Source organism: Citrobacter cronae (genome assembly GCF_016893685.1).
Classification (GTDB): domain Bacteria; phylum Pseudomonadota; class Gammaproteobacteria; order Enterobacterales; family Enterobacteriaceae; genus Citrobacter; species Citrobacter werkmanii.
On record NZ_CP069763.1, the window covers coordinates 3771138 to 3797094 of the forward strand.

General features: G+C 52.1%; 26 protein-coding genes. 8 read left to right on the forward strand and 18 right to left on the reverse strand.

Translation table 11 applies throughout. From position 1 onward, the window contains the following. The 4 genes from ydcS to JSN25_RS16320 form a co-directional block, all read right to left on the reverse strand. Window positions 1-1146 carry a putative ABC transporter substrate-binding protein YdcS gene (ydcS, locus tag JSN25_RS16305; RefSeq protein WP_069324934.1) on the reverse strand — a complete coding sequence of 382 codons (1146 nt, stop codon included), beginning with the start codon at window positions 1144-1146 and terminating at the stop codon, window positions 1-3. 329 nt (window positions 1147-1475) lie between these two features. Further along, complete coding sequence (locus JSN25_RS16310; protein ID WP_069324935.1) at window positions 1476-2885, reverse strand: aminotransferase-like domain-containing protein; 1410 nt, start codon at window positions 2883-2885, stop codon at window positions 1476-1478. Between the two features lie 92 nt (window positions 2886-2977). Next, window positions 2978-3394 (reverse strand): type II toxin-antitoxin system HicB family antitoxin, encoded by a 417-nt coding sequence (locus JSN25_RS16315; RefSeq protein ID WP_087856629.1) that lies wholly within the window; start codon window positions 3392-3394, stop codon window positions 2978-2980. A 46-nt stretch (window positions 3395-3440) separates the two neighbouring features. Next, complete coding sequence (locus JSN25_RS16320; RefSeq protein ID WP_137347305.1) at window positions 3441-3617, reverse strand: type II toxin-antitoxin system HicA family toxin; 177 nt, start codon at window positions 3615-3617, stop codon at window positions 3441-3443. A 264-nt stretch (window positions 3618-3881) separates the two neighbouring features. Here JSN25_RS16320 and JSN25_RS16325 point away from each other — a divergent pair, with 264 nt between their 5' ends. The 4 genes from JSN25_RS16325 (at window position 3882) to JSN25_RS16340 (ending at window position 6840) form a co-directional block, all read left to right on the forward strand. After that, the gene (locus tag JSN25_RS16325; protein WP_038640740.1) at window positions 3882-5285 is read left to right on the forward strand and encodes a cytochrome ubiquinol oxidase subunit I; all 1404 of its coding nucleotides are present in this window, start codon (window positions 3882-3884) and stop codon (window positions 5283-5285) included. Further along, a complete protein-coding gene (cydB, locus tag JSN25_RS16330; RefSeq protein ID WP_087856574.1) occupies window positions 5285-6295 on the forward strand; it encodes a cytochrome d ubiquinol oxidase subunit II in 1011 nt (336 codons plus the stop codon). The genes JSN25_RS16325 and cydB overlap by 1 nt, the downstream gene beginning before the upstream one ends. Then, entirely contained in the window at window positions 6295-6420 is a 126-nt protein-coding gene (locus tag JSN25_RS16335; RefSeq protein WP_064507023.1) for a DUF2474 domain-containing protein, read from the forward strand. The genes cydB and JSN25_RS16335 overlap by 1 nt, the downstream gene beginning before the upstream one ends. Before the next feature lie 189 nt (window positions 6421-6609). Then, window positions 6610-6840 carry a DUF2554 family protein gene (locus JSN25_RS16340; RefSeq protein WP_038640744.1) on the forward strand — a complete coding sequence of 77 codons (231 nt, stop codon included), beginning with the start codon at window positions 6610-6612 and terminating at the stop codon, window positions 6838-6840. On the opposite strand, the gene JSN25_RS16345 is transcribed toward JSN25_RS16340, so the two are convergent. Next, window positions 6837-8798 (reverse strand): peptidase U32 family protein, encoded by a 1962-nt coding sequence (locus JSN25_RS16345; protein ID WP_204525141.1) that lies wholly within the window; start codon window positions 8796-8798, stop codon window positions 6837-6839. The two genes, JSN25_RS16340 and JSN25_RS16345, sit on opposite strands and share 4 nt — an antisense overlap. Window positions 8799-8877: 79 nt before the next feature. Beyond that, window positions 8878-9414: a helix-turn-helix domain-containing protein gene (locus tag JSN25_RS16350; RefSeq protein ID WP_042308263.1), complete on the reverse strand. Its 537-nt coding sequence runs from the start codon at window positions 9412-9414 to the stop codon at window positions 8878-8880. A 105-nt stretch (window positions 9415-9519) separates the two neighbouring features. Here JSN25_RS16350 and JSN25_RS16355 point away from each other — a divergent pair, with 105 nt between their 5' ends. Then, the gene (locus JSN25_RS16355; protein WP_204525142.1) at window positions 9520-10686 is read left to right on the forward strand and encodes a benzoate/H(+) symporter BenE family transporter; all 1167 of its coding nucleotides are present in this window, start codon (window positions 9520-9522) and stop codon (window positions 10684-10686) included. Here the strand turns inward: JSN25_RS16355 and JSN25_RS16360 are convergent. After that, window positions 10669-11538, reverse strand: coding sequence for an AraC family transcriptional regulator (locus JSN25_RS16360; protein ID WP_085048160.1), 870 nt, complete (start codon window positions 11536-11538; stop codon window positions 10669-10671). The two genes, JSN25_RS16355 and JSN25_RS16360, sit on opposite strands and share 18 nt — an antisense overlap. Window positions 11539-11721: 183 nt before the next feature. Between JSN25_RS16360 and JSN25_RS16365 the strand changes: the two genes are divergently transcribed. Further along, the gene (locus tag JSN25_RS16365; RefSeq protein WP_085048159.1) at window positions 11722-12630 is read left to right on the forward strand and encodes a DMT family transporter; all 909 of its coding nucleotides are present in this window, start codon (window positions 11722-11724) and stop codon (window positions 12628-12630) included. A gap of 37 nt (window positions 12631-12667) precedes the next feature. Here JSN25_RS16365 and JSN25_RS16370 read toward each other — a convergent pair whose 3' ends face one another. The 3 genes from JSN25_RS16370 to tehA all read right to left on the reverse strand — a co-directional run bounded on the left by JSN25_RS16370 (window position 12668) and on the right by tehA (window position 15095). Then, window positions 12668-13342, reverse strand: a complete 675-nt coding sequence (locus tag JSN25_RS16370) for a DUF3313 domain-containing protein (RefSeq protein WP_038640757.1) — start codon at window positions 13340-13342, stop codon at window positions 12668-12670. Window positions 13343-13497: 155 nt separating this feature from the next. Continuing rightward, the gene (gene tehB / locus JSN25_RS16375; RefSeq protein WP_160956186.1) at window positions 13498-14094 is read right to left on the reverse strand and encodes a tellurite resistance methyltransferase TehB; all 597 of its coding nucleotides are present in this window, start codon (window positions 14092-14094) and stop codon (window positions 13498-13500) included. Further along, entirely contained in the window at window positions 14094-15095 is a 1002-nt protein-coding gene (tehA, locus tag JSN25_RS16380) for a dicarboxylate transporter/tellurite-resistance protein TehA (RefSeq protein ID WP_204525143.1), read from the reverse strand. The genes tehB and tehA overlap by 1 nt, the downstream gene beginning before the upstream one ends. A gap of 113 nt (window positions 15096-15208) precedes the next feature. On the opposite strand from tehA, the gene ydcK reads away from it, so the two are divergent. After that, complete coding sequence (gene ydcK / locus JSN25_RS16385) at window positions 15209-16189, forward strand: YdcK family protein (RefSeq protein WP_185655814.1); 981 nt, start codon at window positions 15209-15211, stop codon at window positions 16187-16189. On the opposite strand, the gene rimL is transcribed toward ydcK, so the two are convergent. From rimL to JSN25_RS16410, 5 genes are all read right to left on the reverse strand, one after another. Then, the gene (gene rimL / locus JSN25_RS16390; protein WP_199952049.1) at window positions 16181-16726 is read right to left on the reverse strand and encodes a 50S ribosomal protein L7/L12-serine acetyltransferase; all 546 of its coding nucleotides are present in this window, start codon (window positions 16724-16726) and stop codon (window positions 16181-16183) included. The genes ydcK and rimL overlap by 9 nt on opposite strands. 100 nt (window positions 16727-16826) lie before the next feature. After that, window positions 16827-17051: an HP1242/YdcH family protein gene (locus JSN25_RS16395; protein WP_038640766.1), complete on the reverse strand. Its 225-nt coding sequence runs from the start codon at window positions 17049-17051 to the stop codon at window positions 16827-16829. Window positions 17052-17217: 166 nt separating this feature from the next. Next, window positions 17218-18873: a glucan biosynthesis protein D gene (locus JSN25_RS16400; protein WP_038640767.1), complete on the reverse strand. Its 1656-nt coding sequence runs from the start codon at window positions 18871-18873 to the stop codon at window positions 17218-17220. Window positions 18874-19066: 193 nt separating this feature from the next. Then, window positions 19067-20410, reverse strand: coding sequence for a 2-oxoadipate dioxygenase/decarboxylase HglS (hglS, locus tag JSN25_RS16405; RefSeq protein WP_069324946.1), 1344 nt, complete (start codon window positions 20408-20410; stop codon window positions 19067-19069). 121 nt (window positions 20411-20531) lie between these two features. Further along, complete coding sequence (locus JSN25_RS16410; RefSeq protein ID WP_204525144.1) at window positions 20532-21434, reverse strand: manganese-dependent inorganic pyrophosphatase; 903 nt, start codon at window positions 21432-21434, stop codon at window positions 20532-20534. 230 nt (window positions 21435-21664) lie between these two features. Here JSN25_RS16410 and JSN25_RS16415 point away from each other — a divergent pair, with 230 nt between their 5' ends. Beyond that, window positions 21665-22588 carry a LysR substrate-binding domain-containing protein gene (locus tag JSN25_RS16415; protein WP_038640774.1) on the forward strand — a complete coding sequence of 308 codons (924 nt, stop codon included), beginning with the start codon at window positions 21665-21667 and terminating at the stop codon, window positions 22586-22588. A 39-nt stretch (window positions 22589-22627) separates the two neighbouring features. Here the strand turns inward: JSN25_RS16415 and JSN25_RS16420 are convergent, their stop codons facing one another. The 3 genes from JSN25_RS16420 to JSN25_RS16430 form a co-directional block, all read right to left on the reverse strand. Next, window positions 22628-24316, reverse strand: a complete 1689-nt coding sequence (locus JSN25_RS16420; RefSeq protein WP_159121777.1) for a methyl-accepting chemotaxis protein — start codon at window positions 24314-24316, stop codon at window positions 22628-22630. A gap of 169 nt (window positions 24317-24485) precedes the next feature. Next, entirely contained in the window at window positions 24486-25604 is a 1119-nt protein-coding gene (locus JSN25_RS16425) for an S-(hydroxymethyl)glutathione dehydrogenase/class III alcohol dehydrogenase (RefSeq protein WP_204525145.1), read from the reverse strand. Window positions 25605-25636: 32 nt separating this feature from the next. Further along, window positions 25637-25912, reverse strand: coding sequence for a metal/formaldehyde-sensitive transcriptional repressor (locus tag JSN25_RS16430; RefSeq protein WP_003833178.1), 276 nt, complete (start codon window positions 25910-25912; stop codon window positions 25637-25639). Window positions 25913-25957: the final 45 nt, after the last annotated feature.

The window sequence follows — 25957 nt, forward strand, 5'->3', positions numbered from 1 at the left end:
TTAACGACCGCCCATAATGGCGATGTAATCCTGCGTCCAGCGACTGTAAGGAACGAATTTTCCGCCTTCCGCAATTGGCGTTTTCCAGAAAGCGATTTTGTCAAAGTAGCTATAACCGTTGGTTTCACAGCCCTTTTCACCCAGCAGTGGGCTGGCTTTACATCCTTCAGGCACCACTGGCAGAGAACCAAACCAGGCCGCTACGTCGCCCTGTACTTTCGGGGTTAATGACCAGTTCATCCATTTGTAAGCGCACACCGGGTGTTTCGCTGCACTGTGCAGCATGGTGGTGTCAGCCCAGCCGGTAACTCCTTCTTTTGGGAAAACCGTGGCAACAGGCTGCCCTTCGGCTTTCAGGGCGTTAGCCTGATAAGGCCAGGCGCTGGATGCCACCACGCCTTCGTTTTTGAAGTCACTCATTTGCACAGTGGTATCGTGCCAATAGCGATGGATTAGCGCATGTTGATCGCTCAGGACTTTGATAACCGCCTGGTACTGTTGTTCGGTGAGTTGGTAGGGATCGGTGATGCCTAATTGCGGCTGGGTGGCTTTAACGAATAACGCGGCATCGGCAATATAGATCGGACCATCATAGGCTTGCACGCGTCCTTTATTGCTTTTTCCATCCTCGAGTTTTTGCTCAACAAACACCACGTTCCAGCTATCCGGCGGCGTTGGGAAGGTTTTGGTGTTATACATCAGCAAGTTTGGTCCCCACTGATACGGGGTGCCATATACTTTTCCGCCAACGTTAAACCACTCGCCTTTCACCACGCGTGGATCGATAGTTTTCCAGTTTGGGATCAGCGCGGTGTTAATCGGCTGCACGCGTTTACCCATAATCAGACGCAGTGAAGCGTCGCCGGACGCGGTCACCAGGTCGTAGCCGCCTTTTGCCATCAGGCTGACCATCTCATCCGATGTGGCCGCCGTTTTCACATTGACCGCGCAGCCGGTATCTTTCTCAAACTGCGAGACCCAGTCATATTGTTTATCGGTTTGTCCGCGTTCGATATAACCCGGCCAGGCAATAATATCCAGGCGGCCTTCTGGTTTATCTAATGATGTCGGGGGTTCGGCTGCCTGTGCAGTCATCAGCGTCATACTGAGCGCACACAGGCTACTGAGGGCAAATTGCTTGCTCATAACATCTTACTCCTGTCTAAAAAATATTGAGCGGCAGCCTTGCCGTAAATATATGTCCTTTCCTAAAAATAGTCGGGGTGTGCTAAGCGTTCCTGCTGGCGCAAGGAAATTTAATCAGGTTGTGAGCTAACGCTCATTACGCTACTGATTCAGACTGTGTGTTCTAATCTTCTGGAGTATAGACAAGGAGTTAGGTGCAGAGGTGGCAATAGTTAGAACTATTGATTTTTTGTATGGTAGCACCCGATATAAATAACATCAGGGTTCGGTATTCTCTATTTCGAAAATAAGAACGCACTATTCTTTTATATTGAATAGCGCGTTACATTTTATTTCATCATGTCGCGAATTAATTTTCCAAGCTGTTTCACCGCCAGTTCCTCGCGTTCTCCCCAATGCCATGCGGTATTAAAGCGAAAGAAACGTGTCCAGCTCCCCGAGGTTGAGAACATTTTTCCCGGCGCAATGCTGATGTGGTGCGCCAGCGCTTGCGTACTGAGCTCTCCCGCATCCAGCGGTTCCGGCAGTTCGAGCCACAGAAAATAGCCGCTGTCGTTGTGGTGAATTTTGACCTCCGCCGGAAGATGGCGCAGTAGCGTTTGCCAGGCCTGCTGTTTGCGTTCCGCAAGCTGACGGCGTAAACGACGCAAATGCGCGTCATAGCGTCGTGTTGACAGATAGTCGACGAGTGCAAGCTGCATGGGAGAACTGGTGGATAAGGTGCTCATTAGCTGGAGTCGCTGAATGCGCCGGGCATGTTTCCCCGCCGCCACCCAGCCAATGCGAAATCCGGGCACCAGGCATTTTGAGAATGATGAGCAATGCAGAACGCTATCGCTGCGATCCCAGGCTTTAGCGGGGAGCGGTTTTTCCCGGCCAAAGTAAAGTTCGCTATAAACATCATCTTCAATCAGCATCACATGATATTTCTCCAGTAATGCAACCAGATGCGCTTTTTTCTCTGCGCTGAGCGTAAACCCCAGCGGATTTTGGCTGTTGGTCATCAACCAGCACGCTTTTACCGGATACTCCTGCAACGCCTGCTCCAGCGCGGCCAGATCGATCCCCTCTTTGACATCAGTGGCAACAGACAGCGCCTTCAGACGTAATCGCTCCAGTGCCTGCAATGCGCCATAAAAACAGGGGTTTTCGACAATCACCCAGTCCCCCGGTTCGGTGACCGCCTGCAGACTCAGGTTGAGAGCTTCAAGCGCACCGGTGGTGATCACAATTTCGTCAGGTGAAATGGTCATTCCCTGTTGGGCATAGCGACGGGCAATGGCATGGCGCAATTCATGATTCCCCGGCGGCAGGTTTTCAATCACGCTCATAGCCGTGGCCGTTTTACTCACCTGCGCCAGCGAGCGGTTTAACTGCTGAAGGGGAAACAGACGCGGGTCAGGGAATGCAGAGGCAAATGGCATTACTGACGCATCCCGGCTGGCCTGCAGCATATCAAAAATGTAGGTGTTGATATCCACCGCTTCGTCGCGCATCACCTGCACCTGAGGTGCTGCAGAATGACGTTCAGGGCGCGCGGCAACATAATAACCCGACTGGGGGCGGGCAATAATCCGCCCCTGGCTTTCCAACAACTGATATGCGTGGCCAACGGTCATAAAACTCATCCCGCTACTGACCACCTGCTCACGCAATGAAGGCAGACGATCGCCGGGTTGCCATACGCCAGACGCGATTTGATCGCGAATTTGCTCTGCCAGTCGCTGGTACTTTTTCATCTTTCGTCCTGATTACCGGTGTTGGTGACAACCACTATATATATCAGTTTACATAATCAAGACATTTTTTATAACTGTTATAGTTAACAGTTTTACAACATCGTTACCGACAGTTCTTTTCCTAAAGCGCGGGCAGCTATCTGCACAGCATCAATTTTTGTCGCGTGCTTTAAATCGAATAAACGGGTGATTTCCTGCTTAGGCCTGCCGATCCTGTTTGCCAACTCCTGCTGGGTAATATTCGATTCAAGGAAGGCATTTAACAACAGAACCTTAGACGCAACGCTCAGTGGTATTTCCACATAGTCAGCGCCAGCGACAACCGCTGAAGGCAAAGGAATCGGTTCGTTATCGTCGAAATAGAATTCAAAAGCGGTGACCAATGCGGCCTGCGCAGCCTGCAAAGCATCATGGCGAGTTTCTCCCTGAGTTAATGCTTCAGGAATATCCGGAAAAGACACCATGAACCCACCTTCTACGGCGGGTATTAGATTAACGGGATAACGCATAATTTTCTCAAAATTTCTCATATAGTCAGCCTTATAGAGATGATGATTACTGTAAGCCAGGCTGCTTTTGGATCGCTTTTCGCAGGGCCTCTTTTATCTCATCACCAGGATGCCTGGGCATAACGCTACGCCTTCCCTGATACCTCAACTTCAGATGATTTGAGCCGTTTGTAACTTTAACTCCCTGAGATTCAAGCCAGCGTCTGAACTCACTTTGCTTCACTGCGCCTCCCTGTCGTCTATTATAGACACAAAGTAAACATTTATGCTTACTTTTTTGATTGTGTTGCTATTAATAACGCAACATCACTAGCGTGGGGAGGACGCTATTTAATAACAGGAATCCAGCTTCCAGATTTCATATCAGCCAGGCCAACCTATAACAGAGCGACAACTGTTATGGTTAAAAAGAACTGTTCTGTTTCTGCCCTCCATTGCTTCCCAGGCTTAGAATTGCGCCAAATCAATTTTGCCTGCGGAGTTAAGCATGTTCGGTCTTGACGCGTTTCACCTGGCGAGGATCCAGTTCGCGTTTACGGTATCCTTCCACATTATCTTTCCGGCCATTACCATCGGCCTCGCCAGTTATCTGGCAGTGCTCGAAGGGCTGTGGCTAAAAACGAAAAATCCCACCTGGCGCTCGCTATATCATTTCTGGTCGAAAATATTCGCCGTAAACTTTGGTATGGGCGTGGTTTCCGGGCTGGTGATGGCCTATCAATTCGGCACCAACTGGAGTGGTTTTTCCGAGTTCGCCGGGAGCATCACCGGACCGCTGCTGACCTATGAAGTATTAACCGCCTTTTTCCTCGAAGCGGGTTTCCTGGGCGTAATGCTGTTCGGCTGGAATCGCGTGGGGCCAGGCCTGCACTTCTTCGCGACCTGTATGGTTGCGTTGGGTACCATTATTTCTACCTTCTGGATCCTCGCCTCCAACAGCTGGATGCAGACGCCGCAAGGCTATGAAATCGTTAATGGTCAGGTTGTTCCCGTCGACTGGTTCGCCGTTATTTTCAATCCTTCATTCCCTTATCGTTTGCTGCATATGTCCGTTGCCGCCTTCCTCAGCAGCGCGTTATTTGTCGCTGCTTCTGCGGCGTGGCATTTGCTGCGCGGAAACAATACGCCGGCTATTCGCGCTATGTTTTCGATGGCGCTGTGGATGACATTAATCGTCGCCCCGCTCCAGGCATTGATTGGTGATATGCACGGTTTGAATACGCTGAAACACCAGCCGGCAAAAATTGCGGCGATTGAAGGACACTGGGAAAATCCGCCCGGTGAACCCACTCCGCTATTGCTGTTCGGCTGGCCGGACATGGAACAGGAGCGTACCCGCTATGGACTGGAAATCCCGGCGCTGGGCAGTCTGATCCTGACCCACAGTCTGGATAAACAAGTCCCGGCCCTGAAAGAGTTTCCTAAAGAAGACCGGCCCAATTCAACCATGGTGTTCTGGTCGTTTCGCATTATGGCAGGGCTAGGCATGCTGATGATCCTGCTGGGCGCGATCGCCCTGCGGCTACGTTACAAGCAGCGGCTATACACCTCACGTCCTTTCCTGCGTTTTGCATTATGGATGGGGCCCTCCGGTCTGATTGCCATTCTGGCTGGCTGGGTAACCACTGAAGTTGGCCGTCAACCGTGGGTGGTCTACGGTCTGCAACGTACCGCGGATGCCGTTTCCGCGCATGGCGATTTACATATGAGCATCAGCTTGCTGTCATTCTTTGTGGTGTACAGCTCCGTATTTGGCGTCGGTTACAGCTACATGATCCGCCTGATCCGTAAAGGGCCACAGGAACATGATCCGTCAACGCCGCCATCCGGCACGCCTGCACGACCGCTTTCTGCTGCAGTTCTCGATTCTCAACCGGAGGCTCACCGCTAATGGGTATCGATTTATCAGTTATCTGGTTTGTCATTATCGTGTTCGCCACGTTGATGTATATCGTGATGGACGGTTTCGATCTCGGTATCGGCATTTTATTTCCTGCTATTCAGGATGCGGATGACCGTGATGTGATGGTGAATAGCGTCGCCCCCGTGTGGGACGGCAATGAAACGTGGCTGGTACTGGGCGGAGCCGGACTATTCGGCGCTTTCCCCCTGGCCTATGCGGTGATTGTCGATGCGCTGACGATCCCACTCACCCTGATGCTGCTCGGCCTGATTTTTCGCGGCGTCGCTTTTGAGTTTCGCTTCAATGCCACGCCGGCACATCGACCATTCTGGGATAAAGCTTTTCTCGGCGGTTCAATTCTGGCGACATTCACTCAGGGCATCGTGGTAGGTGCCGTGCTTAACGGATTTTCTGTCACCGGACGCAGCTACAGCGGCGGCCCTTTCGACTGGCTGACCCCGTTCACGCTGTTCTGCGGTGTTGGCCTGGTCGTGGCTTACGCCCTGCTGGGGGCAACATGGCTGGTGATGAAAAGCGAAAATCCGTTGCAGGATAAAATGCGCCGCGTGGCCAAAAAACTGCTGCTGGCGATGCTGGTTGTTATCGCCATTATCAGCCTATGGACGCCGCTGGCGCACAGTGCGATTGCCGAGCGCTGGTTTAGCCTGCCTAACCTGTGGTTCCTGATGCCGGTTCCGCTGCTGGTGGTGTTGATCAGCATGTGGTTGTGGCGCTCGCTGGACCAACAGCACAGCCATGCACTGCCCTTTGTTTTGACACTGGGATTGATCTTCCTTGGGTTCAGCGGTCTGGGGATCAGCATATGGCCGCATATCATTCCGCCGTCCATTACGCTCTGGCAGGCGGCAGCGCCTGCGCAAAGTCAGGGCTTTATGTTGGTTGGCGCCCTACTGATTATCCCGATAATCCTGGTGTATACCTTCTGGAGCTACTACGTTTTCCGCGGCAAAGTTCAACATGGTGAGGGGTATCATTGATGCAACAATCAATCTGGAAACGCCTGATGTGGCTGGTGATCCTCTGGGGCGGCAGCGTACTGGCCCTGGCCGCCGTCGGTATGTTCTTTCGTTTACTGATGACGGCTGCTGGCTTTAAGTCCTGATTCCCTCCCTGAAAACAACCGGGCAGCGTAATACTACCCGGTTGTAACAAATCCCAACGTTGACCAAACAAAAATGCAAAAAACATCTCATTCGCAAAACAGAGATTGCCATTTCCCCGATTAAAATATTGAATAGTCACCTGGCGAAATTATCGCCACTTTCGCTGCTAACGTACCAGAGGGTTCACGATGTTTAAGAAAGGGTTAACGGTGTTATTGCTGGCCAGCGCGCTTTTTTCGGGTCAACTTCTCGCAACCAATCAGGGACATGAATATCTTCAGGTGCAGGATGCCGATCACGTATTACGGCACACCGCCGACAGCGATGAACTGCGCGTGACGGCGGAAGAATCCGCCGCCGATCTTCGCGAACATCATTACTGGCAAAAATCACGCAAACCCGATACTCACCAGGGTTAAGGTTTACGCTTTGGCAATGTTTTCATCAGTTCTTCGGGACTGACGGAAGCGACGATGCTGCCCGGCAACGGCATTTTCAGAATATGATGTTTCATCTTGCCGATTACATGCATTTCGCACGGTCGGCAATCAAATTTCAGCGTCAGAACTTCATCGCCGTTTACCAACTGCATCGGTGTCGCTTTCCAGCTCTTGATGTTTCCTTTCGCCTGTTTCGGACACAGGTTAAATGCAAAACGCAGACAATGTTTGGTGATCATCACCGGCACATCGCCCTTTTCTTCATGCGCTTCATAGGCCGCATCAATCAACTGAACGCCATAGCGGTGATAAAACTCACGCGCTTTATGGTTGTAGACGTTTGCCAGGAAGCTCAGATGCGTTTGTGGATATACCGGAGCCGGCTGTGACACTGGTTTGCGACTGCCGCGCTGATAGTTTTGCAAACGCGCCGCATCCAGCATGTCGACAGCTTCACGTCGCAGTTGATTGAGTTGACCGTTTGGCACAAACAGCGCCCCCGGGAGATTAACCTGAATATCGCGGGCGTAATAAAGCGTTTGTCCAAGTTTGGCCAGACCATCCTGCAGGTTGTTTAACGCTTTTTCTGCATTGTTCGCTTCGTCAAAGTGGCCGTCCAGCGTATGCGTGATGCTCACCCCCTCTTCACTGGTGAGCGTCAGGATCAACTGCTCCTGCCAGCCGCCCAGTTCAATATCAACCGCGATACGACGTTCGCTGGAGGTTTTGGTTAACGCCTGCTGCCAGTTATGATCGAGATTACGGTTCAGCGGATGATGCGCACGCACTTTGTGCAAATCGGCTGGCATTTCATTCGGCCACACCCGATATCGATTGTGCCCCGTTTTTTCAACGGTATTGGCACGGAAACCTACCACCTCACGCTTGATTAACACGTTCAGACCATCGCCGTTCGCCAGCGGCTCGGTGACCTCAACATCCAGATGATCTTTCGCGACCTTCAGGACTTCACCAACCGGCAGACCAATGAATTTTGGCGAGTCAAACGCGCCGATATCGCCCTTACGCGCATTGACAAAATAATCGGTGCTACCGCGATGGAAGGTTTTTTCCGTGGAGGGGGTAAAGAAATGTTCGGTGCGTCCGGCTGATGAACGGGCAAGGTCGCCGCGCTCTTCAATGATGGCGTCGAGCATCTGACGATAATGCGCGGTAATATTCTTCACATAGCTCATGTCTTTGTAGCGCCCTTCGATTTTGAAAGAGCGCACGCCTGCATCAATCAACGCGCCCAGGTTGGCGGTCTGATCGTTATCTTTCATCGACAGCAGGTGTTTTTCATAGGACACCACGCGCCCCTGATCGTCTTTCAGGGTATACGGCAGACGGCAAGCCTGGGAACAGTCTCCGCGGTTAGCGCTACGTCCGGTTTGCGCATGTGAAATATAACACTGACCTGAATAGGCAACGCACAACGCACCGTGAATGAAAAATTCAATGGTCGCGTCCGTGGCCTGGTGGATGGCGTTAATTTGCTCAAGGCTCAGTTCCCGCGCCAGGACAATCTGGGTAAATCCGACATCAGACAGAAACTTCGCCTTCTCGACGCTGCGAATATCACACTGCGTGCTGGCATGCAGCTCAATGGGGGGAATATCCAGCTCCAGAATCCCCATGTCCTGCACAATCAGAGCATCAACACCGGTCTGGTACAGATCGGTAATTAATCGCTGTGCGGGCTCCAGTTCATCATCGTGCAAAATCGTATTCAGCGTCACAAAGATTTTCGCCCCGAAGCGATGAGCGAATGGCACCAGTTCGGCGATATCTTTCAGGCTGTTGCTGGCGTTATGACGCGCGCCAAATCCCGGTCCGCCAATGTAAATGGCGTCTGCGCCGTGCAGAATGGCTTCGCGCGCAATGGCGGTATCCCGAGCCGGGCTTAACAATTCAAGGTGATGAGGTTGCTGGCGCATACAGTTGTTACCATCCACAAGCGGTAAAAATGGCGGCTATTGTAGTCACAAGCGCGGCATTTCGGAATAGTTTTCCCGATCAACTGCGCGGGTAATGGATCAGCGAATGAAAGTGAACCGTTTGTTCACCGCTGTTACGGTAACTATGGGCCGTATCGCCGGCAAAACGGACACCTTCACCGGCTTTAATGGTACGCCATAGACCATCAATGCACATATCCAGCAGTCCACTAATCACCACTACGTGCTCTATAACACCGCTTTCATGTGGCGTGGATTCACTAAGCGCGCCGGGCGCCAGCAGTATCGAAAAGTGATCGAAACACAACTGAGGATCCCATGGGAACAGCGGCGTGACGACCATCGCCTGGTGTTGGGGATCGAAAGACGGCGTGCCGTCTGACTCAGGAGGCGAAATAAACGTTGAAAATGGGACATTCAGCCCGGTGGCGATTTTCCACAATGTCGCCACTGTAGGGCTGGATTCATTGCGCTCAATCTGCCCCAGCATCGCTTTTGACACGCCGGTTTCCTCCGCCAGACGCGAGAGACTCCATTCCCGCTGGTGGCGCAGCGTTCTGAGCGTCGTCGCCAGATAGTGAGTTAAGTTATCCATGTTTCTCCTCCTTCGCCCTTCCTTCTCAAGGCTACAGCTTAGCACTTGTACGCTATAACGCACAGTGCTACAGTGACTGACCGTTATAACGCACACGGAGTTGCTATGCGCACATTTTCAATCCCTCTGCCTACCGTGCTATCAGGTTTTGTCGCGGTGCTGGTCGGTTATGCCAGTTCGGCAGCCATTATCTGGCAAGCGGCGCTGGCCGCAGGTGCGACGACAGGGCAAATTGCGGGTTGGATGACCGCGCTGGGAATAGCGATGGGCGTTAGTACGCTGGCGCTGACATTATGGTATCGCGCCCCTGTTCTCACTGCATGGTCAACGCCCGGCGCCGCACTGCTGGTTACGGGCCTGCAAGGGGTAACGATTCAGGACGCGATCGGTATTTTCATCGTGGCTAACGCCTTAATTGTGCTGTGCGGCGTAACCGGACTCTTTGCCCGACTGATGAAAATAATCCCCCACTCGCTGGCGTCAGCCATGCTGGCCGGGATCCTGCTACGCTTTGGCCTGCAGGCGTTCAGTAGCCTTAATAGTGAGCTTATCTTATGCGGTAGCATGCTGGTGGCATGGTTAGCGTTTAAAGTCATTGCCCCACGGTATGCGACAATCGCCGCGATGCTGATAGGTATAATCATCGCACTGATAAAAGGTGACATTGTCACTAATGAGGTAAGTTTATCTCCAGTGTTACCTGAGTTTATCGCCCCGCATTTTTCATTTGCCCACAGCATTAGCATCGCACTGCCCCTGTTTCTGGTTACCATGGCCTCGCAAAATGCTCCTGGTATCGCCACCATGAAGGCGTCAGGTTATGCGTTACCCGTTTCACCGTTGATTGTCTTTACCGGTCTGCTGGCGCTGCTGTTTTCCCCTTTTGGCGTCTATTCCATTTGCATTGCCGCCATAACCGCGGCAATTTGCCAAAGTCCCGAAGCGCATCCTGATGCAACGCGACGTTGGCTTGCCGCGGCGGCGGCGGGTGTCATCTATCTTTTGGCAGGGGTTTTTGGCGGTTCGGTCACCGGACTGATGGCGGCCTTGCCCGTAAGCTGGATCCAAATGCTGGCGGGCCTGGCGCTGCTTGGCACGATTAGCGGCAGCTTATACCAGGCATTACATCATGAATCCGAGCGTGATGCGGCTATCATTACTTTTCTGGTCACTGCCAGTGGCCTGACGCTATGGGGGGTTGGGTCTGCATTTTGGGGGCTGATCGCCGGAGGTGTGTGCTACGCGGTGTTTACTTTATTTCGCCGCACGTAACTGCGTTGGCGTTTTACCCGTCACCTGCTTAAACCGGTTGCTGAAATGGCTCGCTGAACTGAACCCGCAAGCCATCGCAATATCCGACAAACTGCGGGAAGAATGACAGACCAGATGCTGGGCTAATACCATGCGTCGTTGCATAACGTACTGATGCGGCGCCATATTCATTGACTGGCGAAACATTCTGGCAAAATGGAACTCACTCAGCGCCGCCTCACTTGCCAAATCGCTCAGGGTAATGGGGTACGCCAGATGCGCTTCTATGTAGGCCAGCACGTTGCGCAATGTGGCAGGCGCAAGCCCCCCGGTGACAACGGGCAACTGCCATTGGACGTTGCTGTAATGCTGGATCAGATGCGTGAGCAGTAGCGAAGACGCGGCGCTGAGCGTGAGATGGTTGGCCGGTTGTTGCCAGTCATTCCCGAGTAAAAACTGACGATAAACCGCTGTTATCCCCGGATCGCTGCCAAACGTATGCTCATCCAGCGTGAAGCTATAAGGGCTTTTGTCCCAGACTTTTTCACCCACTTCGCGCAAATGGCCGTCCGTACAATAGAGATGAACAAAGGAAAGATCGTCACGAATATCCCAACTGGATTCGCTCTCTTTCGGCATCAGGCAAAAACGGTCCGGCCCACCGCCATTCTTCCAGCCGCCGGCCGTCTTGTGGTAACTCTCGTAGCCATCGGCGATGTATAAGCTGAGGGTATGGTGATCGCAATACTGGGTAATGGTATCACGCTTATTTGACCAGGCCGCCAGTTGGATCCCTGAATGTAACGCAACCGACTCGTGCAGCACGGCATTGTGTTTGCGTAAGTTTTCAAAGGCACCGTAGGGCTGAGACATACCATCACATTCAAAATAAGTTAGCAGGCTTTCAGTTTATATCAGCTACATATTGTTAACAGCTCCTTTTCACATTTGCGCGAAAAAAAGCGCAAGATTTTGCAAGTCCACCGCAATCTGATGAAAGCCCCCTGCTACCCAACGTGACACAGTGTGCGCCTGAAGACCAAAAGAGAGAGTTGTATGAACGCGCTATTGTACTGCCTGGTGGTAGTGATTTGGGGAACGACATGGATTGCCATTTATCTGCAACAAGGACCGGTTTCAGCGCCGGTTTCTATCTTTTGGCGCTTTGCCGTTGCCAGCTCGGTGATGATAATAATCCTGCTGGTTAGCGGTAAATTACGCAAACTATCTGGTCGTGACCATCTGTTTTGTCTGTTACAAGGCGGATGCGTTTTTTGCTTTAACTTTTGGTGTTTTTATACGGCTGCGGCGTGGATTAACACGGGCCTTGAATCGGTGATTTTCTCGATGGCCGTCCTGTTCAATGCGGTCAATAGCTTTCTGTTTTTCGGCCAAAAACCGCCGATGCGCTTTTATATTGCCGCCGGTCTCGGTCTGACTGGCATTGTCACCCTGTTCTGGCAGGACTTACTCAACAGTGGGTTCAACCATTCACTTCTGCTGGGCATCGGCTTAAGCGCTCTGGGAACCTTTGGTTTTTCATTGGGCAACATGATAAGTCTGCGCCATCAGAAAAAAGGGCTGGAAGTATTGACCACCAATAGCTGGGCCATGTTGTACGGTACATTGCTGATCGCCGCTATTGCGCTGGTGCGTGGCGATGACTTCACTCCGCAGTGGACTTTCAGCTATCTTAGCGCACTGCTGTACCTGGCTATTTTTGGTTCGGTGATTGCCTTTGGCGCCTATTTCACACTGGTCGGTCGCATTGGTCCCAGTAAGGCCGCATACAGTACGCTGCTTTTTCCTCTGGTCGCACTCACGCTGTCAACATTGTATGAAGGGTATATCTGGCAGGTAAATGCGATTGTGGGATTAGTATTGATTTTGCTGGGGAACCTGGTGATGTTTGCCCGACCAGAAGCGCTGATGGGTAAGCTCGTATATCGTCGCCGAACGGCATAAAAAAACGCACCATCYWARGATGGTGCGTTCATCATTATTATTGTGTTTTTTTGTTCACGTCAAACATGGAAGCATCAGTCGCCATGTCATCAACAACTTTCTTCAACGTTTCGAACGCCATCGGCGTGCTTTCGTTGTTCAGATCTTTACCTTCACCCTTACGTACAACCTTAACAACCGGTTTATTGGTCGCCGCATCAATCAACTCACCCTCAAAGTAGAGGTTGGTATCCATGGTACGGTGGCCCGTTGCCATTTGCGTTCCCGCAACCAGCAGCGCAACCGGGATCACTTCGTAGAACTGCAGCCCTTCTTTACTGGTCGCTACACCGGTAATTGCCCCGCGGAAAATCAGGCTACGTGGCCCAGGGGTAGTCACCAGGGGTTTACGTTTACTGATTGCGGATTTCAACTGTGTATTGGTGTAGGTTAGTAGTTGATCAAGAACCTTCTGCCCTACCTGCGTAGTAGGTTTAGGAACCGGATAATACGTTACCGGGTTATATACAATGTTGTCATATTTGGATTCGTTGTAGTTCGGGTCAACCCAACGGAGTACCGTTTGTCCGGTTGCCGATTTTGTTTCCTTCAGATCAGAGTAATTTTTTAAAAACCCAGAATATTTATCCGGTTCGGTCACTTTTGACGCACAGCCGGATAATGCCAACAAGCCAGTAAGCACTGCAACTTTAAATAAAGTATGAGTACGCATGAAACGATCCCTTTAGTTTTCGCAATGATGCCTAAAAAGAATAGCAAAACAGATTCATTTTGGATGCACTAAAAATGGTAAGGACCGCACAATTTTATCTTTGCGCTCAACATAAAAAATGCTGAACGCAGAGAGAGTTAACCCAGACAGGAGCTTCAGACAGTTTTGCGTGCCAGCATAGTGGCAAAGCGCAGTTTAATGCGATTACCATTTTCATCCGTACGATGAAGTTCACCCACGTCTTCGTTGTATTTCAGCAGATCCCACCCGCTGTAATAGTTGCGTAATTCACCCGTTTTAAACGCAAACGGAAAACCAACAGTGCACGGGAAATCATCAGTGTCCATTGCCGCAACGATTAAATTATATCCGCCTGGCTTCGTGCAGCGCTGCATATTATCTATCAGTCCCGGGATAGTTTTAGCCTCAAGGAACATCAGCACAACGGTAGAAAGAATAAAATCATATTCGCCATCAAAGCGTAAGGCGTTAAGATCCGCGACTTGCGCATGCAGGTTGGTCAGTCCTTCCGCCGCTTTAATACGTTCAAGGTTCGCTATGCTCATGGGGTTTTTATCCCATGCGGTAACGTCATAGCCGTTTGCCGCAAGGTACAGGCTGTTACGACCATTACCGCAGCCCAGATCTAATGTTTTACCTGGCGCGACCACTTTTGCCGCTTCAACAACATCGGAATGCGTACGGGTTAAATCGTATTTCTCAGTAAAGTAGTTTTCGTCGCAATGAGTCATCATTTATCCTCAGATTTCAGTAATGCAGCACGTTCTGTGCGGATAAGCAGCTTTCCCTGCAGCAGCAAAGCAAGCGTACGTATCAGTAATAATGCAATGATAAAATTGGTAAAAATAAACAGAGGGATAGACAGCGTATGAAAAAATCCTGATTCGCTGCCGTGTCCCAGATGCAGGCCCGTCGTCGCCAGGGCCGACACGCCAAACGAGAAGCTCCAGAACGAGGCATTAAATGGTTGCGACAGGTACCATGGCATGAGACGTAGCATAAACAGAAGTTGCAGCAGACCATAGCCGAACAGCATTTTGGCTAACGTATCCCCCTCACCGCCGTTGACGCTAAGCCAGGCGCTGCAAGCGACCAGCGCGGGCGCCAGTTGAATGCCTAGCGAAGTCCGTAAGACCGCTGGCAGTTCCCCGCAGCTACGTAAACGTTGCAGGATCACCGGTTCCAGGCTGAGCCAGGAAAATACGCCTGCCCCCAAAAACACCATTCCGGCATCATTGAAACCAAGCGCACCACAGGCCATTGCGCTGATAAAGTTATTGGCGACGGTCGGCAGATACAGACCCGGCGTGGTGGCTTCCTCTGGATGCGCTCCACGCCATAATCCTGCCGTTTGCCAGGCCGCGTACGCCAGTTGTATCACCACGCCAATGCTGAATAACCCGATCGCCAGCGGTCGATACCAGGGAACAAAGCCAATGGCTACCAGCATGGTTGTGGCCGGAAACAGACTGACAAAGCTACTCATCACCGGGTGACGAATTTCAGCCAGTACGCTGTGCGGGAAGTGCAGCAAGCGATACATAAAAGCCAGCGTCAGCAGCCCCCAAATGGCCATGGCGAGAATCACTAAACCGTCGCCAATCCAGTGGCTCACCGGCCAAATCTGGCTGGCATAGCGCCAGGCGAATCCCATCCCGATTGTCCCCAGAACCATGCCAAAATAACCGGCCGGAAGATTGAGGACCCGTTCACTCTGTTTGTTCTTACTCATTTTGTTTATTTTTTAAAGTATATTTGAAATGCATTTTATGGAATTTCAGCCGGTTTAGCCAGTGCGGAAAACTTTGCTACGTTTAACTAAGGTGCGCAACATGGAAATAAGCAATGACCAAATATCGACTCAGCGATGAGCTTCGCTCCTTTAGTTACCAGGATAATGGCAATAAAAAAAGCGTATTACTACGCCAAATCATTGCGCTCATTGATTTTAATGATGTTACCGCCGGTACGCCTGGCGGCTGGATTGATGACGAAAGCGTCTTGTCGCAAAGCGGTGATTGCTGGATTTACGATGTAAATGCGCTCGCATTTTCCGGCGCATCGATAACCGGAAACGCCCGGGTTACTCAGGCAAGCGTCGTCAGAGATGGCGCGCAAATAGGCGATGCCGTGTGGATTGACCGGGCAGAAATCAGCCATTACGCACAAATACGTGACAACGTCACGATACAGGATTCGGTTATTCGCGGCGAGTGCCTTCTCTGGGGTAATGCACGCGTTGTATGTGGATCCGAAATCATTGCCGCCAGGGGACTCACTGTTGAAAACGACCAGTTGCTGCAGATTTACGATCGGGCGACCATCAGCAACTCACGCGTAGTGCATCAGGCGCAGATCTATGGCGATGCGAAAATCAACTACGCCTTTATTGAACATCGGGCGGAAGTTTTTGATTTTGCCCAGGTGGAAGGTAATGAAGAGAATAATGTCTGGATTTGCGATTGCGCCAAAGTCTACGGGCATGCGCGCGTCATCGCCGGAACCGATGAAGATGCTATTCCTACCCTGCGCTACAGTTCACAGGTGGCAGAACACGCGGTAGTCGAGGGTAATTGCGTGCTGAAGCACCATGTGTTGGTCGGGGGACATGCTACATTACGCGGCGGACCAATCCAGCTTGACGATCACATCCTGATTGAAGGTCACGCCTGCGTTCTTGGAGAAGTGTTGGTCGAGAATCACATTGAGATAACCGGCCTGGCGCACATTGAAGCGTTTGATGGCGATGCTATTCATCTGCGCGGGCCGAAGGTGATCAATGGTGAGCAGCGCATTACGCGCACACCTATCGCAGGCTTATTCTGAGGGACTATCAATGATGCGGGCATAGAGATTCACATCATAGTAATCGCCATTGAGGAACTCTGCTTGTCGTAAACATCCTTCCAGTTGGAAGCCATTGCGCAATGCCACCCGGTTGCTCTCAACGTTTTCTACGCGGCATTTAATCACAAAGCGGCGAATTTCCTGGCGCTGCGCATAATGATGAATCAATGCCTGTAGCGCCAGGGACATAATGCCCTTACCCTGGTGAGCTTCATCCAGCCAGTAACCAATATAGGCCGCTTTGTTCAGCGGCTCTATCTGGTTAAACGCAATGACACCCACCAGATTCTGTTGTGCAAAAATCAGGAACATTTTGGCGTAGCCGCGCTGGTGCAACATCATATTTCCCTGCACGTTTTTGCGCGTGTCGTCCTCGGATTCGACAAACTGCGGCCAGTTCAGCGACTGCTGGAGCCAGGTTTTATTTTTCAGCACCAACTGATGCAGAGGGGTGACGTGTTGTTCTTCGACGGCACGCAGTTCCAGCCAATCATTAATGGTTATCACTTCTGGCATTTTCTTTCCGTTACGATCGTTAAGCAGCTAATTCTGCTCATCATAAAACAGGAAGGGCTTCCCTTTTGGAAGCCCTTTTATACAGCAAGCGCTGTTTTACTTAGCTCTCACCGACACTCTCTTTTTGCAAAATTTTGAGCAGATCTTCCTTCAGGTGGAGTTTCTGTTTCTTAAGGCGAACAATGTCCAAACTATACCCCCGACCATCCGCACCTTCCAGTCTGGAGATCTCATGATCAAGGCTGTTGTGTTTTTCGAATAAGGACAGAAAGCGAGGGTTCTCGGTTTTCAGTCGGGAAATAAGGTCTCTGTATTCTGGAAACATACTTTCTCCCTGTTAGTGGACAAGAACGTGTATAAGAAATACACAGCTCCAGAGTACCCATTTCCCATACAGAAAAATGCGAACAGGATCGAGTAAATAGCGTACAGACTATTTTCAGAAAGATTGCAGATACGGCTCCCCCTCAGGAGAGCCGTAAAAGGAGTGATTAACGCATCTCACGGTCGTCAACGTACTGACGTTTATCCGGCGCTGGCGGGAAGTACTGATACAGCCAGGTTTCGCTGATGGCGTCGCCCTGGCAACGCAGGAACATACGCATATCTACCGGGTCGGTTGAGTCAGACGTCGGATACCAGTCAAACTGGATACGGTAGCCGTCGATAGGCTCCACGTAGAGGATCTCAATTTGTTTTGCTTCACCGCTGGAGAGCGTTATCACCGGCTCAATGCCTTTCGGCGCAGCGGCTTTCAGATCGCCACCGACGAAGTCAACGGCAAAACGACGCGCCCATTTCTCCGGGTAGTGCTCGCCCGGCGCCCATCCTTCCGGGAAGCCGCCCATGCCTGTACGGGTCGCCATCACGCGAGCCAACGGCGAACGTACCGGCGGCTGCGCGCTCCAGTACAGACGATATTTAAATTCCAGCTCATCGCCGGCTTTAATCGACTTCTCCGGCTGCCAGAAGCAGACGACGTTATCCAGCGTTTCGCCAGTCGTCGGGATCTCCATCAGGCCGATGGTCCCCTTGCCCCACTGGTTACGCGGTTCGACCCACAGGCTCGGACGCTTGTTATACCAGCCCATGATGTCCTGGTAATGAGAGAAGTCGCGATCGAGCTGCAGTAAACCAAACCCTTTCGGGTTGTTATCGGTATAGGCATTGAACTGCAGTTTTTGCGGGTTATTCAGCGGACGGCAGATCCACTCGCCGTTGCCCCGCCACATCGCCAGACGATCGGAGTCATGAATCTGCGGGTGAATGGTGTCGCACATCCGACGTTCATTGTTGCCGCAACTGAACATGCTGGTCATCGGCGCAATGCCGAGTTGCTTGATGTCTTTACGCGCGTAGATATGGTTTTGTACATCCATGATCACCTGCGTTTTCTCGCAGTGGATCACGAACTTAAAGGCACCTGTTACGCTTGGGCTATCGAGTAGCGCATACACGGTAAAGGAGGTCGCGCCCGGTTTAACCGTTTCGAACCAGAAAGCGGTGAAATCAGGAAACTCTTCTTTGCTGTCGGTATAGGTATCTACCGCCAGACCACGCGCCGATAAACCGTACTGGTAGGTGTCATCCACAGCGCGGAAGTAGCTGGCGCCGAGGAAAGAAACCACATCACGACGAGCCAGTTCTGGCGCTTTAAATACGCGGAAACCCGCGAACCCGAGGTCGGTTTGCCCTTCCAGTTGTTTGGTATCCACACCCGCGTCGTTGTATTTAAACAACTCCGGACGGAAGTGGATTTCACGCGCCATATGCGTACTGTCATCGACCGAGAACATGCGAACCCGGCGGCGGAATCCCATTCCCACATGGAAGAACTGCGCATCAAGCTGACGATTTTCAACATTGTTCCACAGAGACTGCTCTGCGTCATATTGAATGCTGTTGTAGGCCTGCGGCGTCAATTTCGCCAGCGTGTCGGGTAACGCACGCGGCTCGCCGCCCCAGGGTTTCTGTGCTAAGTCGTGGGCCATCGATTGCAGAACGGAAAAATCAAAACGTACGGTTTTTCCGTCTGCAATGTCAGACTCTGCCGCAAAGGCGGCGCGGGAAAAGAGTGATGCAATACCACTGGTTCCGCACACGGCGGCCATTGCCATTGAACCTTTAATAAATCGTCTGCGATTCATGCCTGAAAGTGAGTCCTTCTGGTCGTGTAAATGGTCCCGCGCCGGTCAAAATCTGCGGCAAGAGAGTGCACATTTCTGACCGCTCACTCTAGACAAAATTCATTAATAATCCAATTGTTGGTCGCCGATTATCTGTACAAAATCGAAAATATTTTATGTCGATGGGAACAGACTGAATCCCGTGTAAATTCTGTTAAAGTAAACCACACCGCCGTTTACTTCGCTCTTCAGCCTCCTGATACAGCATAAATTCGTCATATACCTTGCAACCCAGTGCCTCTTCAAACGCGTCGCGACTGGAATTCCCATGGCTGCGAGCCTGAGTTTCATTACCCAGATTTGACTGGAAAATCCCCGCTGCGCTAACCGGTAAGAAATCTTCGTAGGTGATAGGTTGCGCAACCAGCCAGCCGCGCTCAATGAGCGGTTGCGGATCGTCATCCGGGCGAATGGCCTGGCGATGCGCTTCACCTGATGGCGTCAGTCGATAACGAAACCAGGCGAGCCCCTGTTGGCGCAGCAGAAACTCGCTATCCGGGAATGCCTTGAATACCTCCTGAAGATGCAGCTGGTGCGTCAGATTGTCTTTTCCCGTTCCCGCTTTATTCAACAGTTCGTCATACAAGGCTCTGCCTTTCGGCGTGAGCGCTACGCCGCGCTGTTCAATCTCGCCAAAACGCGCCGTGTGAGTGCCGCGCATTTCACCGGCAAACAGCACCGGTTCTTCCAGCGCTTTGAAACTGGTCTGACGTAATAAAATCGGCACCTCGCGGCGCGGCGGCCCTTCAATCAATATTTTCGGCTCTATGCCGCATTCCGGCATCATGGACTGTACCCGGTCAATATCCAGCGTGCGCGGCGTCAGATGGTTGATGTGACAACCAGGGAAACACACCACATCGGCAATCAGCCGGTGTTCGTTGTGTAATGCGTGATAGGTCGCTTCATCTACCGTGGCGTGCTGATGCCAGCGGAAGGTTTCCAGTGCTTCATGGACAAACTCCTGCGCCTGCTCAGGCGTAAAACTGCCCTGCGCATCAAACTCATCCAGCAGTTCATGACAACGACGAGTGAAAATGTCGCGTTTTGCAAGGATCTCCGCAGCCTTTTGCCGCAGCGCTACGTTCTCGATTAATTCGAGCCGTAATAACGAGGTGAATACCCGAAAAGGGTTGCGCGAAAGCGAGGCATCGTCGATGGGCCGAAAAGCCGTGGAATGTACAGGGACGCCGGCCTGAGAGAGGTCGTAGTAACTCACCGGATACATGCCCATAATGGCAAACATCCGGCGCAGCGTAGCAAGTTCCTGCGCAGTGCCCACCCGGATGGCGCCGTGGCGCTCAACGTTTAGCCGGGCCAGTTCATCCGCATTAGCCAGTTTTTCATGCAGCGTCGGATTATTTTCCAGTACCGCCAGATTCACATCAGCGACAAGTTCCAGCAACGTGCCATACTGCGGGACTTCCTGCTGGTACATTGCTGACATTGCCTGCGAAAATTGTTCCCGAATCTCATCTGCCGTGATGGTGTTCGCCATAATGTCATGCCTCCAGTGAATATTACCTGGAGTGTAGAGAACGCTGCAAAGTCCGGTGGGAAGAATTTACAAAGTGTGACCCCGCGTAAGTTTCCCACCCCATACAGACGGCGAACCGAACCTACTGGCGTGGTTTTAAATGACTTTCCAGCCAGGGAAGCATCTGTTTTTTACGGCTGAGCATACCTTCCACCTTGCAGGGCTGCGGGATGTCAGAAAGCTCAGAACCGGCAAACCACAGACTGGTGTCGCCCAGATTAATATCGGTGAGCATGAGCACAACCAGCGCGGCATTCTTTTCCTGCGCATAGCGCGTCATTTCCTGGCATAATTCATCCAGCACTGTATCAACCTGCTGCAGCGCGTACAGTTCAAGCTGCGCCACACAGACCTGATGCCCATGGATAGTGAAGGTTTTAATGTCTTTCTGCAGGAGTTCGCGGGCGCTCATCCCTTCCACGCTCGTTTTGGCAGACAGCAGGTCGCGACTGAAGGCGTCCAGGTCTACACCGGCCTTTTGAACCAGCGCATCGACCGCCAAACGATCATCAGCGGTGGTCGTGGGCGAACGAAGCGTGACAGTGTCACTCAGCACGGCACCCAGCAACAAAACGGCCTCCGCGGGATATAACTGGCTACGCTCATCTTCCGACATCAGTTGCCATAACAGCGTCGCGCTACTGCCGACAGGCTTCACCCACACTTCTGGCGGCAGACGGGTGACTAATCCACCGAGTCGGTGGTGATCGATAATCCCCACGACGTTACTGTCTGCCAGCGATTGCGGCCCCTGGGCAGGTTCGGTGAAATCAACCAACCAGACGTCACGATCGGTCAACTCAAACGTCAGCCGTTCAGGAAGTGCCAGCCCCGCTTGCGCAAAGATAAACTGCGTTTCGCGGTTAGGTTCACCCAGACGCCATGCTGTGGCCTGCTGACCGCGTAAGGTAAGCCAACGCGCCGTCATTGCGGCAGTGCAAATAGCATCGCTATCGGGATTAAGGTGTCCTACTACATGTATCATTAATCAGTGCCTTGTGAGAGAAAGGGTGCAAAAGCAAACAATATTCAAAGTATAACGACTGGGTGCATTCCCTTCCATGATCCCACCACCCTGCCTGGCTGTATAAAACATGAGCAAAATAAATAAGTTGTAAGTAAAACATGATAAATGTTAATAATATTTTGCTATCAAGTTATCAAAAACGAACAACTTCACTTGTCACCGACACGGCTCTGTTTTTAACATCGCTTATGGAAAAAAATGTTCTGTTCAATCAGCGCATTCGCTTGCGCCACCTGCATACTTTTGTCGCCGTTGCACAACAGGGAACGTTGGGGCGCGCGGCTGAAACCCTTAATCTGAGCCAGCCGGCCCTCTCCAAAACACTGAATGAACTGGAGCAGCTGACCGGTACCCGGCTGTTTGAACGCGGTCGCCTTGGCGCGCAGTTAACATTGCCCGGCGAGCAGTTTCTTACCCATGCGGTGAGAGTACTGGACGCGCTCAATACGGCCGGACAGGCGTTAAACCAGCGCGAAGAGTCGCAGACTGACGTCGTACGGATTGGGGCCTTACCCACCGCTGCGCTGGGTATTCTTCCGGCGGTAATCGGTCCGTTCCATAAGCAGCAAATGGAGACGACGCTGCAAGTTGCCACCATGAGTAATCCCATGATTCTGGCCGGTTTAAAATCGGGAGAAATCGATCTTGGTATCGGTCGGATGGCCGATCCGGAATTAATGGTCGGTCTGAATTACGAGCTGTTGTTTCTTGAGTCGCTCAAACTGGTAGTGCGGCCTAACCACCCGTTGTTGCAGGAAACCATCACGCTGAGTCGGGTGATGGAATGGCCCGTTGTGGTGTCACCAAAAGGAACCGCTCCTCGTCAGCACGCGGAGACGCTGCTGCAAAGCCAGGGTTGCAAAATGCCGCCGGGCTGCATCGAAACGCTGTCAGCATCGCTTTCCCGCCAGCTGACGGTTGACTACGACTATGTATGGTTTGTGCCGTCAGGCGCGGTCCGGGAAGATTTACGTCAGGCGACGTTGGTATCATTGCCGATTCCCACCCACGGGGCGGGTGAACCTATTGGCATTCTTACCCGTGTAGACGTGCAGCTTTCCTCTGCCGCGCAAATCCTCATTGGCGCGATACGCAAAACCATACCGTTTTGATACCCAAAATTAAGGGACCATCTGGTCCCTTATAGCGTGTTAAAACGTTTCCCAGTTATCATCACTGACCGTTGCTGCCTGCAGACTTGAATGGCCCGATATTTTGGTACCAGCAGCGCGCTTTATTGCGCTTCCCCCATTTAAGCGGAATGTACCGACGGCTTCAGTTAAACGTGCCGCCTGTTCTTCCAGCGATGCCGCTGCGGCCGACGCTTCTTCAACCAGAGAGGCGTTTTGCTGCGTCACCTTATCCATCTCCGAAATCGCCTGGCTCACCTGTACAATACCCCGGCTCTGCTCATCAGAGGCCGCCGCAATTTCCAGCATGATATCGGTCACGCGTTTTACCGCATCGACAATATCCGTCATGGTATTGCCCGCCGCGACCACTTCATCGGATCCCTGGTCAATGAGTCGTACCGATTCGCTAATCAAACCCTCAATCTCTTTTGCCGCCTGCGCGCTTCGGCTCGCCAGCGTGCGTACCTCACTGGCGACCACGGCAAACCCGCGTCCCTGCTCTCCCGCCCGCGCCGCTTCTACCGCCGCGTTCAACGCCAGGATATTCGTCTGGAAAGCAATACTGTTTATAACGGCTGTGATTTCAGAGATTTTCTTCGAACTACCTGAGATATTGCCCATGGTTTTCACCACGCCAGAAACCATCTGACCGCCACGACTGGCCTTGCCGGAAGCGTCTTCCGCCAGCTTGCTCGCATGGTGCGCGTTGTCAGCGTTTTGCTTCACCGTAGCCGTTAACTCTTCCATACTGGCCGCCGTTTCTTCAATCGCCGCGGCCTGTTGCTCTGTACGTGAGGACAAATCGGTATTCCCTGCAGAAATCTCACTGGTACCGCGATAAATTTCCTCTGCCCCCTGGCGCACCGTGCCCACGGTTTTCACCAGCGAATGCTGCATAGTTTGCAGATGACGACTCAGGCGACCAATTTCACTGCGCCCGGTCGGTTCCTCTGGCATGGTCAGGTCGCCTGCCGAAATTTGCTCGATGCGCAGGGCTGCACGTAACAGAGGATGGATAACGGTGCGGCGCAGAACGATAAACGTCATCACGGTGAGCACCAACGCGAGGGCAAATGCGCCGAGCATAAACGCCATACCAAGTTGCGTACGTTGGTGCGCCTGCTCGCTGAGGTTATTCGCCCTGGCAGTACGAATCTCAATGGCTTTCAGCAGCACCTTGTTGTAAGCGGAATCCAGCGGTCTGGCCTGTTCATTTTCATGGTTGATAATCGCTTCAAACATGCCGTTTTTTGCGTATTTCAGCATCGGCTGTAAACCGTCGGTATAGGCTTTGAAGCTGGCGCTTAATTCGGCGTCTAATGCTTCATCAGCAGACGTTTTCACCGTACGCGCCATATAAGCATTGAAGCCGTCCTGCGATTGCTTAATCCGTTTTTCTGCCTCGGCGATATTGGCCTTCATGTCATCCATTTCGGCAATACGGCTCGCCGCGCCGGCATGGATCATGTTGATACGTGCGGTGCGTAAGTGGTTAGAGCTGTTAGATAACCCCATCCTGACCTGAATCTCATCGGTCACGTCGCGCTGATCGCGATCGGCCTGCATAAGAAAATAGCTTGCCAGCCCTGAACTTAAGGCGAACAACAGAAGGATGCCACCGAGAATGGAGGAAAACAGCGGAACCAGTCGGATTTGATGCAGAAATCCCAGTTTATGCTGGGCCTGCATCGATGTTGTGTTGTCCATGACCGTCGACTCTCTTGTAGGGTTTATGCGTGAAAACACGCCCGTTAGATAGTCATCGGCAATCCGTGAGGTTTACTTACCGTAAAAAGCGCCGGATTCGTCACACTTTCACAACATAATTCTAAAAAATTCAGGAAAGTGCCAGCGGATAAATCCGCTGGCCAATGAATCAGTTATCGCCAAAGTGGATAACGGTACGGATGGACTTACCCTGATGCATTAAATCGAATGCTTCGTTAATCTGCTCCAGCGGTAAGCGATGGGTGATAAACGGATCCAACTGGATTTTTCCGCTCATCGCTTCTTCGACCATTCCCGGGAGTTGAGTGCGCCCTTTCACGCCGCCAAACGCCGAACCGCGCCAGACTCGCCCGGTAACCAGTTGGAACGGACGCGTTTTGATTTCTTGTCCGGCGCCTGCCACGCCGATGATGATGCTCTCGCCCCATCCTTTATGGCAGCATTCCAGCGCCGCACGCATTACGTTAACGTTGCCGATACATTCAAAGCTGAAGTCCACACCGCCATCGGTAAGCTCAACAATCACATCCTGAATCGGTTTATCGTAATCATTCAGGTTGATGAAATCCGTTGCCCCCATTTCACCCGCCAGTTTGAATTTCTCCGGATTGGTATCAACGGCCAGAATACGTCCGGCTTTCGCCTGCACCGCGCCCTGAATCACCGCCAGGCCGATGCCGCCAAGTCCAAATACGGCCACGGTATCGCCTTCTTTCACTTTCGCGGTGTTATGTACTGCCCCGATCCCGGTAGTGACGCCACAGCCCAGCAGGCACACTTTGTCCAGCGGAGCCTGCGGGTTAACCTTCGCCAGTGAGATCTCCGCGCAAACGGTATATTCACTGAAGGTACTGGTGCCCATATAGTGATAAATCGGCTCGCCGTTATAGGAGAAGCGAGTCGTGCCATCCGGCATCAACCCCTTGCCCTGGGTGGCGCGTACAGCCTGACACAGGTTGGTTTTCCCTGATTTACAGAACTTACACTCACCGCATTCTGCCGTGTACAGGGGGATGACATGGTCGCCCGCTTTCAGGCTGGTGACGCCTTCACCCACTTCAACCACAATACCGCCGCCTTCATGGCCAAGCACCGCCGGGAACACCCCTTCCGGATCGTCGCCTGAGAGCGTAAAAGCGTCAGTATGACACACGCCAGTGTGGGTAATTTTAACCAGAACTTCACCTTTCTTTGGCGGTGCGACGTCGATTTCGACAATTTTTAGCGGTTGGCCGGGGCCAAATGCAACTGCTGCACGTGATTTCATTTGTCTCTTCCCATTATTGCGAGGTGATGGTGTTATTTTAGATAAGCGCGAAGAAGATGGCCGATTTCAGCCATACGCACGGCTCGCTGGTCTGGCGTTGTCTCGCCGCTGACCAGTTCGTCTTTCAGGTGGATCTCCACCATTTCGCCCATCAGGCCATTGGATGCGCCGCGTACAGCGGCAATTTGTTGCAGGATCGCAAGGCACGGTTCGCCGGACTCCAGCGCCCGCTCAAGCGCGTCAACCTGACCGCGAATACGGCGAACACGGGTGAGGATACGTTTTTTATCTTCAGGTGAATGTGGCATACGCCCTCCAGATACTATAGGGGGGTATACTATCAGAATTTTTAT